This window comes from Streptomyces sp. WM6378, assembly GCF_001279695.1.
Lineage (GTDB): Bacteria > Actinomycetota > Actinomycetes > Streptomycetales > Streptomycetaceae > Streptomyces.
Window position 1 is genome coordinate 107,652 of record NZ_LGDD01000133.1, and the last position, 12,133, is coordinate 119,784.

The 12,133-nt window shown below is 67.4% G+C and carries 14 protein-coding genes and 2 pseudogenes; 11 read left to right on the forward strand and 5 right to left on the reverse strand.

All coding sequences use genetic code 11. The features are described from left to right. Positions 1-64: 64 nt before the first annotated feature. The 3 genes and pseudogenes from ADK54_RS43360 to ADK54_RS14035 all read right to left on the reverse strand — a co-directional run bounded on the left by ADK54_RS43360 (position 65) and on the right by ADK54_RS14035 (position 3,865). The gene (locus ADK54_RS43360; protein WP_078966371.1) at positions 65-376 is read right to left on the reverse strand and encodes a helix-turn-helix domain-containing protein; all 312 of its coding nucleotides are present in this window, start codon (positions 374-376) and stop codon (positions 65-67) included. A 1,247-nt stretch (positions 377-1,623) separates the two neighbouring features. Beyond that, positions 1,624-3,119 (reverse strand): annotated as a pseudogene (locus ADK54_RS14030) (site-specific integrase); the annotation flags it as partial. Then, positions 3,116-3,865: a hypothetical protein gene (locus ADK54_RS14035; RefSeq protein WP_053725940.1), complete on the reverse strand. Its 750-nt coding sequence runs from the start codon at positions 3,863-3,865 to the stop codon at positions 3,116-3,118. The gene ADK54_RS14035 and the pseudogene ADK54_RS14030, both read right to left, overlap by 4 nt. 135 nt (positions 3,866-4,000) lie before the next feature. On the opposite strand from ADK54_RS14035, the gene ADK54_RS14040 reads away from it, so the two are divergent. The 8 genes from ADK54_RS14040 to ADK54_RS46750 all read left to right on the forward strand — a co-directional run bounded on the left by ADK54_RS14040 (position 4,001) and on the right by ADK54_RS46750 (position 7,763). Beyond that, complete coding sequence (locus ADK54_RS14040; protein WP_053725941.1) at positions 4,001-4,237, forward strand: hypothetical protein; 237 nt, start codon at positions 4,001-4,003, stop codon at positions 4,235-4,237. A 135-nt stretch (positions 4,238-4,372) separates the two neighbouring features. Then, the gene (locus tag ADK54_RS45950; protein WP_159047758.1) at positions 4,373-5,206 is read left to right on the forward strand and encodes a hypothetical protein; all 834 of its coding nucleotides are present in this window, start codon (positions 4,373-4,375) and stop codon (positions 5,204-5,206) included. After that, a complete protein-coding gene (locus tag ADK54_RS14050) occupies positions 5,203-5,418 on the forward strand; it encodes a hypothetical protein (RefSeq protein WP_053725943.1) in 216 nt (71 codons plus the stop codon). Before ADK54_RS45950 ends, ADK54_RS14050 begins: the two co-directional genes overlap by 4 nt. A gap of 65 nt (positions 5,419-5,483) precedes the next feature. Further along, positions 5,484-5,963 carry a hypothetical protein gene (locus ADK54_RS45955; protein WP_234392053.1) on the forward strand — a complete coding sequence of 160 codons (480 nt, stop codon included), beginning with the start codon at positions 5,484-5,486 and terminating at the stop codon, positions 5,961-5,963. A gap of 595 nt (positions 5,964-6,558) precedes the next feature. Then, on the forward strand, positions 6,559-6,732 hold the full coding sequence (locus ADK54_RS46745) for a hypothetical protein (RefSeq protein ID WP_199826953.1): 174 nt from the start codon (positions 6,559-6,561) through the stop codon (positions 6,730-6,732). A gap of 5 nt (positions 6,733-6,737) precedes the next feature. After that, positions 6,738-7,082, forward strand: a complete 345-nt coding sequence (locus ADK54_RS14055; RefSeq protein WP_053725988.1) for an ArsR/SmtB family transcription factor — start codon at positions 6,738-6,740, stop codon at positions 7,080-7,082. Continuing rightward, on the forward strand, positions 7,079-7,549 hold the full coding sequence (locus tag ADK54_RS14060; RefSeq protein ID WP_234392054.1) for an ATP-binding protein: 471 nt from the start codon (positions 7,079-7,081) through the stop codon (positions 7,547-7,549). Before ADK54_RS14055 ends, ADK54_RS14060 begins: the two co-directional genes overlap by 4 nt. 37 nt (positions 7,550-7,586) lie before the next feature. Continuing rightward, positions 7,587-7,763: a DUF6126 family protein gene (locus tag ADK54_RS46750; RefSeq protein ID WP_199826954.1), complete on the forward strand. Its 177-nt coding sequence runs from the start codon at positions 7,587-7,589 to the stop codon at positions 7,761-7,763. Between the two features lie 356 nt (positions 7,764-8,119). Here the strand turns inward: ADK54_RS46750 and ADK54_RS14065 are convergent. Continuing rightward, positions 8,120-8,611: pseudogene (locus ADK54_RS14065) on the reverse strand (transposase); the annotation flags it as partial. A 189-nt stretch (positions 8,612-8,800) separates the two neighbouring features. Here ADK54_RS14065 and ADK54_RS14070 point away from each other — a divergent pair. Beyond that, on the forward strand, positions 8,801-9,484 hold the full coding sequence (locus ADK54_RS14070; protein WP_063801971.1) for a TetR/AcrR family transcriptional regulator: 684 nt from the start codon (positions 8,801-8,803) through the stop codon (positions 9,482-9,484). Next, a complete protein-coding gene (locus ADK54_RS14075) occupies positions 9,477-10,811 on the forward strand; it encodes a serine hydrolase domain-containing protein (RefSeq protein ID WP_078966372.1) in 1,335 nt (444 codons plus the stop codon). The genes ADK54_RS14070 and ADK54_RS14075 overlap by 8 nt, the downstream gene beginning before the upstream one ends. Before the next feature lie 557 nt (positions 10,812-11,368). Here the strand turns inward: ADK54_RS14075 and ADK54_RS14080 are convergent. Further along, the gene (locus ADK54_RS14080) at positions 11,369-11,719 is read right to left on the reverse strand and encodes an ArsR/SmtB family transcription factor (protein WP_053725945.1); all 351 of its coding nucleotides are present in this window, start codon (positions 11,717-11,719) and stop codon (positions 11,369-11,371) included. Positions 11,720-11,934: 215 nt separating this feature from the next. Here ADK54_RS14080 and ADK54_RS14085 point away from each other — a divergent pair, with 215 nt between their 5' ends. Then, positions 11,935-12,129, forward strand: a complete 195-nt coding sequence (locus ADK54_RS14085) for a hypothetical protein (RefSeq protein WP_053725946.1) — start codon at positions 11,935-11,937, stop codon at positions 12,127-12,129. The last annotated feature ends 4 nt before the right edge of the window (positions 12,130-12,133 follow it).

Consider the following 12,133-nt stretch of genomic DNA (forward strand, 5'->3'; position numbering starts at 1 on the left):
TGGGATCACAGCCCGATAGTGCACATTGGGGCGGTGTGCTTGAGGCCAGTGTCCGGAAGGACACCTATTGCAGGCAGACCAGGTCATGCTGCACTATGGCCACCAGGGCGGCTTCCAATCGGGAGGAAAGGCCCAGCTTCTCCAGGATATTTGCCACATGCTTTTTAACGGTGCGCTCCGAAATTCCCAGACGGTGCGCTATGCGCATATTACTGCTAGCCACTCCCAGCAGATGCAACACTTCCCGCTCTCTGCCGGTCAGTCGAGATATGTCTACTTCACCGAGGAGCCCCAGAAGTGGCATCCCGGAGCAGCAGTTTTCCTGGTCTGTGGTGTTAAAGTCCTTTGGCACGATCTTCCCCCCGTTGTAGTCCATGCCGCATAAGAGTATGAAACAGCCTGATGCTCGGCACCTCCGGATTCGAGGCGCACTATCGTGACTGATAGCGCGACTTCCTGCCCAGGTGACGGCTCTCGACCGGCGCAAAGAATTACATTGCAATCGCCGCAGATTGGGTCAGAATCTGCATATACATCAGCACTGATGCGCAACGCAATGAGCACGGAAACCTGATGCTACCTACTGCCCGACGGTCCTGAAGAACGCCGGTCCGGCTATATCTACCGATGCCACAGGTAGCTACGCCCCGCAATCACCCTCGGCGTAAACACTTCAGAAATCGAGTGCCCGGCGCTCCGCTAGTGCGAGCTGCGCAGACGGCACACTGAACGACCACATACTGCATCGAATTGACAGAAATCACTACGAGCCTCCCCCTCGGCATGCATCCACTATCAGATGCGTGCAGCGGTACGAGATCTTTGCTGGTTGACCGGCGGGGAATCAAGGAGTTTTGGCCTACTCGAACAAGGAAACGGCTGAAAATAATCGCCAAGTGGAGCCCTCCTCAGGCCAGTCACGTACCGTCCCGAAGAGAGGTCGCGTGGGACACTAGCCAGTAAAACGGGCCAGGTGTCACCATCGGGCACCCCTGCCCTGAACCTTCCTAGGCACCTAACGGAATCATTCGATTGGCACAAGCCTTGGCTCGAAACTGCCACTCGATTCCTGTTGGGTGATCGTCACTCGGTGAAGTGGCGTCTGCTGTCACTGGTTCTTTCTGTACTGATGGTTGCGTGATGCTGCGCTGGTGTTTTCCATCCTGTGGGAGGCACCCTTCGGCAGTGCTTCCGCTAGGGTTTTAGCTGGTCGGGAACGTAGGGTGGGCCATACGGGTTGGGATGGTCGTGAAGCGATCCCGCAACGCGGCTGAACAACTCCTGCTGGCGAGTAGATGGCTAACGCTGCACTGCTGGTCAGCCCCGCTGAATGCGTGAGCGATGCGTGAGCGGACGCGCGAGCACACGCCATCCTGGGCCGGACCGACCAGCAAGCCGGTCCTCGCTGACTAGGCAAAATAGGACGACAGGGGAGCGGTCAAAACCGTCTGGCATGATCTTGCCGGGACTTTTAATCCGTTGGTTGTCGGTTCGAGTCCGACATGGCCTACCGGTCGCGGGAAGGGCTTCATAGCTCCTGACCTGCGCTTCAGTGCCCCGTCTGGCTTTGCTGGGCGGGGCGCTTCTGCGTTCTCGGCCCCCGTGCGTGAGCGAGGTGAGCCCGGGAGTGCGGGCGGCCCGGCGAGGGATGAGTTGGGCGGCCTTCTCAGCGATCTCCCGATCCAGCTCCGGGAGCAGGCTCGTGTACGTGTCCGAAGTGAGCGCGATGGTCGAGTGCCGCAGGGTCTCCTTCACCGCGTGGATGTCGCCGCCCCCACCGTGCGTGAGGGTCGCGGCGACGTGCCGCAGGTCCCGGAGCGTGATGGGCGGCAGGTCGGTGGTCGCGAGGATGCGGCGGAAGGTCTCGGAGACGGTCTCGGGGTGCAGCCACGAGCCGTCTTCCTGAGTGAAGACCTTGCCGGTGTCGTGCCACGTCTCGCCGCGCGCGAGTCGGGCCCGCTTCGTCTCCTCCTGGCGCTGCCGATGCGCCGTCAGGACGGTGACGTTCAGGCTGTCGAGCGCGATCGTGCTCGCGCTGCCGTCGGTCTTTGGCTCGGACTCGTACACGTCCCAGCCGTCGACGACGAGTTCCTTGGCCGGCGTGATGCTGCCGCCGACGAGGTCGACCTCGGTCCAGTCCTGGCCGACCCCTTCGCCTCGACGCAGGCCGCGGGTCCCGACGAGGTGGAAGAAGGCGTAGAGGTCATCGTCCTCGGCGGCGTCGAGGTACTCCCCGAACTGCTCCGGCGTCCACACCATGACCGCGCTCGGGATCTCGCCCGTCTCGCGCCAGCGCCGTACCCGCTCGGCGGTCCACAGCAGCGGCTTGGGCCGCTTGCCGGATTCGAGTTCGACGTGGGCAGCGGCGTTGAAGGTGATCAGCTGCTCGGAGATCGCGGAGTTGAGCGCGGCGCGCAGGGTGCGCCGGATGCTCTGCCGCGTCGCCGGTCCAGTGATCCGGCAGTACGGCTTCATCTCGGCGAGCTTGGCCCGCTCGGCGGCGAGCCGCTCCCGCTCGGCTGCGACGGGTCGTCCCGCCTTGCTCGGCTTGCATCGCACGACCTGTTCGCGCCGCTGCTGGTTCTCGGCCGCGATCACCTCGTTCTCGTCGGCGATGGCCTCGAACATGCGGACCAGGTGGCGGACGTTGAGCCGGTCAAGCCGTATGTGCCCGATGCGCGGCTTCAAGTGCACCTTGATGTGCGAGGCGTACCCGCCGGTCGTCCTGCGGCGGGGCTTTTTTCCCCCGATCCATTTGTCGAGCCCCCCTCCCCCGGGGGGAAGCGGCGCTTGGTCTCGTCGTAGTCCGGTATCGGCTCCTTGTCGGCCGACACCTGGGCGAGTAGATCGCCGATGCGCTGCCTACCGTCGGCGTCGTCCTCGTCCGGGGTCGCGAGTAGCGCGCGCAACTTGTCGAGGTCGCCCTGCGCCTTCGTCTGGGAGTCGTAGCCGCTGCGGCGGAAGATGCGGCGGGTCTTCCCGTCCTCGCCGGGCGGCAGCTCCTGGCGCACGTTCCACAGGCCGTGACGCCGGTTCTTCAACTTCGGGCACGACTGCCCGTACTGCTTGCCTGTCTCCGGGTTCCGGCACGCGCATCTCCGGAAGGTCGAGCCGCTCAACCCCGGCCCTCCTTGCTCGCAGGCTGGTAGACCTGCACGGCCTCGGGGCGCTTGAGCATCTCGAACTGCCGCATGTCATCAACCCACTTGGCGTCATAGGCAGGGGGACGGAGACCGAGGTCGGTCATCTCGTTGAGCACGGTGGCGAGGTCCTGGAGCCGGTCGAGGTACGCCCCGCGGGCCTTCTGAGTCTCTGCCGCGTTCTCGCCGTGCCGCTCACTGGCGAAGTGGTGTTGACCGCTGGCCTTGCGCAGCGCGGTCTGCGCGGCCTGGAGGCTGCGGTACACATCAGCGGGCACGGAGACCTTCTGCCAGACCCCCATGCGGTCCGGCCCGTCCTTGCCTCCGATACTCGTGTCGTCGACGACCATCCGGCCCTCTGCGGTGCGGAAGGCCGGCGGCTCCTCGCCGGTGATCCATCGCCAGGCGTAGTGCGGGTGCAACCCGCCCCAACGAGCAGGCGACGGCACACGGTCCGCGCTGCCGAGCGGCAGTGCCAGCAGGAGCGGCGGCACGCCGAGCGCGTACCCGAAGGTCATCAGCTCGTCGACGGTGACCTCGCGGCGGCGCTTGCCCTCCCTGTCCCGGCGGCCGGTCTCGATGTTCGTGATGGCCGCATACGTCAGCTCTGGCGCGCCGATCCGCGCGCACTCCTCCGCGAGCTGTTCGCGGTTGAGCCCGAGGCGCGTGCGGTGCATCCGGATCTGGTCGGCGACCAGGTCGCTCAAGATCTCGTGGCTGTGCATATCGACACGCTAGCGCATCAGATTGCGTCGTGTCATTCGGTGACGTACTTTGTGATCAAGGTCGATTCGAACCGTCGACTGTGCAAATCGACATGATCGGAGACGTGAGTGGCTCACGCCCAGCACACCCGAGAGATGACCCACACCGAGCTGCTCGCCCTGCCGGTTAGCTTCCCCCTGGAGACAGCCAACCGCGCCCTGGCCATCGGCCGGACGAATGGCTACTTCATGGCCAAGACCGGCACCTACCCGGTACGCGTCCTCCAACACGGCCGCGCCTACCGGGTCACCCGCTACGACCTGCTGCGCTACCTCGGCCTTGAACCCATCCCGGTTGACCACACCAGCCCTGGCGAGACTCAAGCCGCGTGATGCCGTCCCCGTTCTAAACCTCTACGAGAGAACGGCGGCACGGGGTGCGAACGACCAAGCCCGCCCCGTACCGCCGCACGGAGATTTCCTCATGAAGAAGCCTACCCAGCCTCACTGTCTCAAGGTGGTCGTCGCGTGAGCCTCGACGCCATGGACTGGGTGTGGAACCGGTCCGCTGCCAAGGGCAACGCCCGCATGGTCATGGTGGCCATCGCGGACAAGTGCCCCGGCCCCGACTGCACTGCCTACGCCGGTACAGCGATGCTCATGCGATACGTCAACGCGTCACGTACGTCCGTCAGGGAATCGATCGACAAGCTGATTGCCCTGGGCGAGCTGGAGATGGTCGTGGGCGCCAAGGGGCCTCGTGGCGAGACGGTGTACCGCCTTCCACATGCCGTCGGGCACTCTCGTTTCACGTCCCAAGAGCCTGGTCTCCAGGGAGTTGGAATCCGGTCCGGGCCGGATCTCGCCCCGGATCGGAAACCGGCCCGCCGAGGATCGGAATCCGGTCCCGGTGGGGGGCGGAAACCGATCACCGGGGGAGCGGATATCTGCCCCCAGAACGCAAAGAACCAGGAAGAACACAAGGAACAGCAGCGCACGCCCCGTTCGGCCACTGTCCTCCCCTGCAGAGTGCAGCAACTTGACTCCGCCCTGCAGACGGCCGGGATTTCCGTCCGATGGAATGGCGGAACGAGTGAGCAGCGGGAGGCGGAGGGCCTAGTGGAACGGCACGGCGTCGCCGTGCTCGTCAACCGCGCCCTGAACCGAGGTGGCGCAGCCGACATGCCCAAGCCGGCCCGCTATTGGCTGAAGGTCTGGGGCGACCTCGACCACAGGCCGGACAACACCGCAGACCGAGGCGCGAACGTCCTTCATCTGCGCCCCACCACCCCTCACAGCCACACCGACCTCCTGACCGCAGGTCTCGTTCTGCTCGCCGAGCAGGAAGGAATCGCCCAGTGAACCGCCGGGAGGCCGCAGCCTTGTTGAACCACTCGTCGGTCGCCGAAAGCAGCAGGCTGTACGCGCCGATCGACGTCGGGCACCAAGCCGACGATGCCGCCACCGGCGAGGGGCGGGGGGTGGACAATCTCCGAGCCATTGCATCTGCCCTCGGCTGGCCGGGTATCCGCTCTGTGGTCCGCACCTACGCGTCGGAAGGCGGCGCCGAGTGAAGCACGGTGAAATCGCAGCCCTGTTGGCCTATGCAGGCAAGCTGGACGGTCGCATACGACGCCACATGACCAACGAGCAGCAAGCCGCGGAGACCATACGCAACTGGGCCACACCACTGGCCAACGTCCCCTCCACAGTTAGTGCGTGCCACTGGGATGCGGCCCGCGCGGTACGCCGCTATTACGAACAGCGTGAGGGTGATCGCTCGGCGCAGTTCCGGCCGATCGAGCCGGGCGACATCCTCGCCGCGTGGGCGCCTTTCCGGGGAGAACTTCTGAGCCGGCACGTGGACCCCGTGCCGACCGCTGACGCCGACGACGCGGCAGCGTACTGCTCTGAACTGTCAGCCTCCCGCGCTGCGGTGGCCAGCGGACTCACCGCCCCCAGCGGTCAGCGTCGGCTCGGCAGAGGCCCAGGGTGGTCCACATCAGGAAGTGCCGCCGGCGGACCGATTCCAGCCCAGATCCGGCGCGAGCTTGCCCAGCTTCGCCTCAAGGGAGCTCGTGCCGGGCAGTCGCACTTGATCCGGGTGCGCGCCGCCTGACCATGCGCCGGGTACCCAAGGGACGGTTCGCCACCCCTTGGGCACCCGGGATGCGCTCACGATCTCGCGCCGCCAACGGGCAGATGAGGAAACGGGCAGCCTTGCGAGGGGCGGTCTCGCTGGGCGTGAGGCCCTTCGAGCGACGGACGCCCGGCGCCCCCATCGGCCTGTCGGCCGACGTGTCCCGCCGGGGGCTCTCCCGCAGCCGCGGTCGGCCGGTGAGGACGGCTCGCGCGAGGACGTGCTGAGGAAGGGGGGGCATCGATGTGTCCCCGTGCCGTGGCCGCCGCTGGTTGTGCTGCTCCACGTACTGGCAGCTGCCGCGCTCGGACGGCTGAACTACCTGCGGGGCGCGGTGATCCACCGCAGGCGGAGGAACCCAGGCTCCGTCGTCGTGCCGCGAGGGCCGTTGCCGTGCTCGGGCCGAAGGCGCAGCTGAGCCCGGATCCCTGGCGGACACGGACCAGACAGGACGCGCCACGAGGTGCTGCTGTAGCCAGGAATGGCCTTCTTGCGGGCAGAGTCCTCTAGAATTGAAGAGTTCTTCAATTCGCTAGTTGCCGTGGTGAACAAGTCACGGAGGAAGCGGTCAGTAGTGGGCGGGTTCACCGAGGCGCTGCAAGAGCGCGTGCGCAACGCGCGGGAGGCGCTGAAGGCGGCCCTGGAGGCGGAGGATGCCTACGAGGTGTCGCTGGCGCAGGGCGAGCTGGAGGATGCGCTGCGGCTGGCCCGGAAACACGGGATCGACGTCGGGGCGGAGGAAGGGTGATCGGGGTGCCGGTTCCGCTGTATCAGGCGAAGGCGGAGTTCTTCCGGATGCTGGGGCATCCGGTGCGCATCCGGGTGCTGGAGCTGCTGCAGGACGGGCCGCTGCCGGTGCGGGATCTGCTGGCGGCGATCGAGATCGAGGCGTCGAACCTGTCTCAACAGCTGGCGGTGCTGCGCCGCTCCGGCATCGTGACCGCGACCCGGGAGGGCTCGACCGTGGTGTATGAGCTGGCCGGCGGGGACGTCGCGGAGCTGCTGGCCGCTGCGCGGCGGATTCTGTCGGCGCTGCTGGCCGGGCAGCAGGACCTGCTGGCGCAGCTGCATGAGGCGGACGAGGCGGCCACCTCGTGACGGGTACGGGCTGGTTGCGGCCGTGGCGCAGGGGCAAGCCGGTCGCGGCGGTGGAGCATGTGCCGCCCCAGGTGCGGCGGCATGTCGTGTCGGTGCCGGTGGGACCGCAGGCGGTGGCCCGGGCCCGGGAGGCGGTGGCTGCACGCTTCGCGGAGGCCGGGGTTATGGCCCGGTCGGCGTTCGCCGATGTGGTGCTGCTGGTGGTCAGTGAGCTGGTCGCCAACGTGCTGCGGCACGCGCCGCGCTCACCCTTCGCCGGTGTCGGGATAACGGTCGGCTCGGGACAGTTGGTGATCAGCGTGGAGGACACCGGGCCCTCCATGCCTGAGCTGTCCGGTGACGGCATGGGCGCGGGGTTGCGCATGGTGGCCGAGCTGGCCGCGGACTACGACGGGGACCTCAGCTGTGAGCCGGCCTTCCACCACAGCGGGAAGATCGTTCTTGTCCGGTTCGAGGTCCCCAGGTGAGGCTTGCGATGTTCGTGACGACTGTGGAGGTGACGCGATGAGTGACGAGACCACCGACGCGCGGCCGGTACGCGGCAAGAAGGCCGCGAAAGACGTGGAGCAACAGAAGGAGAGCGGCGTCGCGCTGCGGGCCTTCTTCTACATTTTCGGCACGCATTTGTTCGCCGGGTTCGTGTGGCTGCTGTTCTACGTCGGCGAGCACGCCCACAAGTAGGGAACAACCAGTCATGACCGCTGTCGTGGGGCATGGTGACCTCGCCCCGTGGAACCTGGCGCTCCTTGAAGAAGATCTCAGCGCCCGGCTCGTGCGCGACGCCGCCTCCCCCCGCCGGTCCTCCTGCTGCCGCCGACCAATGACAGGCCGTGCCGGGGCTCTTGGCATGTCCAAGGACTCCGATCTGGCTTGAGACACCACAACGAGATCGTGCGCACCAACGTCACGGACTGGACCTGGTATTGGATTCCCATCGCTGCATGGCGAACGGCCCCTGAGGCTCCGCTCCAAGATCAGGGGTTCCCAGTGCGCCGCGCGAGACGGGCGTGGTGGGTCGGCCTGGCCAGTCCAGGGTCGGGGCCCAACAGCGGAGAGTCGTGACAGTTCGCCCCGGCCAGAACACGGCCGAGCGGGATTTCGCAGCCGTCTGTCATGCCGGAGCGTTTCAGGCCCTGTTTTCCCCGGTCGACCGGGGAGCGCCCGGCGGCCTCACCACCGCCGGGGGCCTTGGTGATGGAGCCATCGATGGCGACCTGATCCAGCATTAGGCCGACGATGCGGTCGTAGGAGTCGAGCGGGGTCTGCTTCAACTGGCTGAAAATGCCGAGGCGGATCCACTCGTCGCGACGGCTGCGGATGGTGCTGGCCGAGCAGGCCGTGTCAGCGATCGCCTCGTAGGGGCAGCCGAACCGCAGCAACTGCAGAAGCTTGTCGAACACGATCCGGTCACTGATGCGCGGACGGTGGCAGCGCAGAGGATGGTCCGGGTGGTAGAGCGGCCGCTGAGGCAGCAGCGCCGAGAACTGGTCCCACAGCGGTTCGGTCAGCCATGACGGAAGGACGGGCACAGGTCTCCCCGGTGATCACAGAGCCTCGCGCTGGGGCTGGCGGCAGCGATCGCCTCGACTGCCTGCGTCCGACTGATAGGTCCTTCCCGAACGTCGCCGCATCCTGGTCGCGCCGTTCTGGGGTTGACCATCTCGTATCAGTGTTGTCATCATCGATGACAACGCTGATGACTTGGAGGGTGGGCGGATATGGCTGTGGGCAAGGGCCGGGCGGTGCGGTTGTCGCCGGAGTTGATCGTGGAGGCGGCCGTGCGGATCGCGGCGCGGGCGGAGCCGGACGGGCTGACCGGACGGGCTCTGGGCGAGGAACTGGGCGTGGACCGATCGGCAGTCTGGCGGCATTTCGCGGACCGGGACGCGCTGTTGCTGGCGGTGGGTGACCGGCTGCTGGCCATGGCCGTGGAGCGTGTGCCCGACGGCATGGGGCCGCGGGAGGTGCTGCAGGAGCTGGCCCGTTCCCTGGTGGAGGTCTTTGAGGCCCACCCGTATGTCGGTGCGGCCGTTGCGTGCCGGACCACCTGTGGCCCGGGGGAGTTCGCCGCGATGGAGATGATGCTCGCGGCGCTGGAGGAGATCGGTCTGGACGAGGGCAGTGTGGCCCGGTACCAGCGGATGCTCGCCGACACTGTGCTGGCGTACGCGGGCATGCGTGCCGGGTATGCCGCGCTCCCCCAGGACGTGCGCGCAGCTGACGAGCATGCCTGGGCCGGGGCCTACGCCACCATCTCCCCCGAGCACTATCCGGCGATCACCGCGCACCTGCCCCACCTGGCCGCGCAGGACGACGAGGCCGTCTTCCAGACGCTGATGGAGGCGTTCTGGCTGGCCGTCGACGCGACCGCCGGCAACACCGCCAAGGACGCCGATGCCTGACTACCACCCGGCCGAGGAAGCCGCCGACACGGACCGGAAAGCTCCGCAGGGCAGCGGACCCGAGCCGGCAGTGAACCACCGGACCGCTCCGGCTGACGCCCCCGCCGCCCGGGGAGCCGCGCCGGCCGACCACACCGCGGCCGCCTCGCGGCCAGTGAAGCCGCGGGCACTGCGTGCACTACGGCGCACCCTCATCGCGCTGCCGGTGGCGCTCGGCGTGCTGGTGGCCGGCTCCTACACGGCCACCGCGCTGCTCGACATCCCCTCTCCGCCCATGCTGGCCCAACTGCTGACCACTGAGCCCTCCCGGCAGGGCGACCTGTTCGCCACCCGCACGATCCCCGCCTCAGCCACACCGATACCGCTGCCCGTCCACGACGAGCCGCTTCCTGCCACCGTGCCGTGGAAGGGCGAGCGGATACCGGTCGAGCAGTTCCTGGCGACCACTCACACCAACGCCTTCCTCGTCCTGCGGGACGGCCGGCTGACCCACGAGTGGTACCGCGACGGGATAGGCCCCACCACCCGCCTGTCCTCCTGGTCGGCCGCCAAGTCGGTGGTGTCCCTGCTCGCCGGGCAGGCCATCGAGCAGGGCCGACTCCGGGAGAGCGACCGGCTGGTCGACATCCTGCCCCGGCTGAAGACCGGCGGGGCCTACGACGCCATCACCGTGCGCGACCTGCTGGACATGACCTCGGGCGTGGACGTCCCGGAGAACTACAACGAGTACTACCCGCTGACCGGCACCGCCCGGATGTACCTCACCCGTGACCTGCCCGCCTTCGCACACGACCATCGCGACCTGCAGTTCCCGCCGGGCAGCCAAGGCGCCTACCGCAGCATCGACACCGAACTCCTGGGCCAGGTCCTGGCCAAGGTCCAAGGACGGCCGCTGGCCGACCTCCTGGCGGACACCATCTGGGTACCGATGGGAGCACAGGACAGCGCCACCTGGAACCTCGACCACGAAGGCGGCGACGAGAAGGCGTTCTGCTGCATCAACGCCACCGCGCGCGACTACGCCAAGCTCGGCCAGCTCGTCCTGGACAACGGCCGCGCCCAGGGCAGACAGATCATCCCGCCGGCATGGATCCAGCGCATCGCCACCCCAGCACCCCACGAAGTCGACGGCTGGGGCTACTCCGCGCAGTGGTGGCATCCCCCCGGCGGCAACGGCAAGGACTACTCCGCCCTCGGCGTATACGGGCAGTACATCTACGTCGACCCCGTAAACAGGACCGTCGTCGTGAAACTCAGCGACCACGGCGACCAGCAAGACGAGCAGGAGACCTTCGACGCCCTGCGCGCCATCGCCCAGTCCGGCTGACCTGCGCCTGCCTACCTGCCAGGGGCGCCGCACCTATCTGCGCGAGTTCTGAATGCCTGATTCACCCTAAGGTGCGGTTCTGTATCCAAGCTGAGGGGTGGTCAGCTGTCGTGACCCGTCTACGGCAGATGCGGCAGGCCAGAGCGCGCCACCTTTCCCCTCGGCGCAAAGGCAGTGAATACCAGCACCAGTCAACTGCCGTGCAAGGTGTAGCAGACCTCGTACACGGCCACGGCCGCGATGACGACCACGGCCTCGAACTCGGCCACCGCAGCGTCGACATTCTCGCCCGCGTCCAGTCAATCCGGGCCCTGGACTACGTCCGCGAGTTCAACGCCGCCCTCGCCCCGTGGCGGTGCGAGTCAGCCGTCCGGGAGTTCGCCCAGCGGACCCGCCGCGAACTCGGCGTCGCCGTCTGGCTGTCGCCCTCAACTGGCCACTCAGGTCCGACAGCAAGCAACGGGCCGTGCAGATGCAGGAAGGGAGAGGGCGGTCGCCTCCAGCCGTCCAGAGCTGTCCATCGGACAAGAGGCGACCGCCGGTCCAAGACCCCCGGCTTACGGGGGCGGTGTGCGGTCCGGCTGCGCGGCCCGCAGGTCGGCCAGCAGCTCGGCCTGTCCGGCCAGGACGCCGGAGAGGATCGAGCGGGCCACTTTGAGAAGGTCGGCCAGCTCCGGGTTGGCCAGCGCGTAGGCGACGGTGGAGCCTTCCCTGCGGCTGACCACCAGGTTGGCCCGGCGCAGCACGGCCAGCTGCTGGGAGAGGTGGGCGGCTTCGACTCCGACCTCGGGCAGCATCTCGGACACCGTGTGCTCGCGTCGGCTGAGCAGCTCCAGCACCCGGATCCGGACCGGGTGGCCCAGGGTTTTGAAGAACTCGGCCTTCAGCTGGTACAGCGGCGCGCTCACCGTGCCGCCCCCTCTCCGGCGCAGCACTGCGGCCGCACCGGCTGGTCCTTGGCGCATCGTATCCACCCACACATCACGAACATGCGGCCCATCCTCGCGTGTGAAACGGGCCGGGCCGAACCTGCGCACTGGGACGGAACCGCCGAAATTCAGTGGTGCCGACCTCATGAATTGCTAAGATTAGCAACTCCATAGGCTCCATGAGGGAGGCTTGCGTGAGAATCACCCCGCTGCGCGGCAGGGGCGTCGCGTGGCTCAAGTGCCCCGCCTGCCGCCTCAAGTGCCGGCCCACCGCCGTCGGGGCGGACGGACTGTGTCCGCGTTGCGGCCAGGCCCGCATGCTCAAGCTCGCCTTCGGCGGCCGCACCCAGCCTCAGCCGCCTGCCGCCGACGAGTCGGACGGCCGCTGACCAG

What these genes read in the sequence shown, in the direction of transcription:
- ADK54_RS43360 (WP_078966371.1), bottom strand. Translation starts at nt 376, where the DNA reads ATGGACTACAACGGGGGGAAGATCGTGCCAAAGGACTTTAACACCACA.
- ADK54_RS14035 (WP_053725940.1), bottom strand. Translation starts at nt 3,865, where the DNA reads ATGCACAGCCACGAGATCTTGAGCGACCTGGTCGCCGACCAGATCCGG.
- ADK54_RS14040 (WP_053725941.1), top strand. Translation starts at nt 4,001, where the DNA reads ATGACCCACACCGAGCTGCTCGCCCTGCCGGTTAGCTTCCCCCTGGAG.
- ADK54_RS45955 (WP_234392053.1), top strand. Translation starts at nt 5,484, where the DNA reads ATGACCAACGAGCAGCAAGCCGCGGAGACCATACGCAACTGGGCCACA.
- ADK54_RS46750 (WP_199826954.1), top strand. Translation starts at nt 7,587, where the DNA reads ATGAGTGACGAGACCACCGACGCGCGGCCGGTACGCGGCAAGAAGGCC.
- ADK54_RS14070 (WP_063801971.1), top strand. Translation starts at nt 8,801, where the DNA reads ATGGCTGTGGGCAAGGGCCGGGCGGTGCGGTTGTCGCCGGAGTTGATC.
- ADK54_RS14075 (WP_078966372.1), top strand. Translation starts at nt 9,477, where the DNA reads ATGCCTGACTACCACCCGGCCGAGGAAGCCGCCGACACGGACCGGAAA.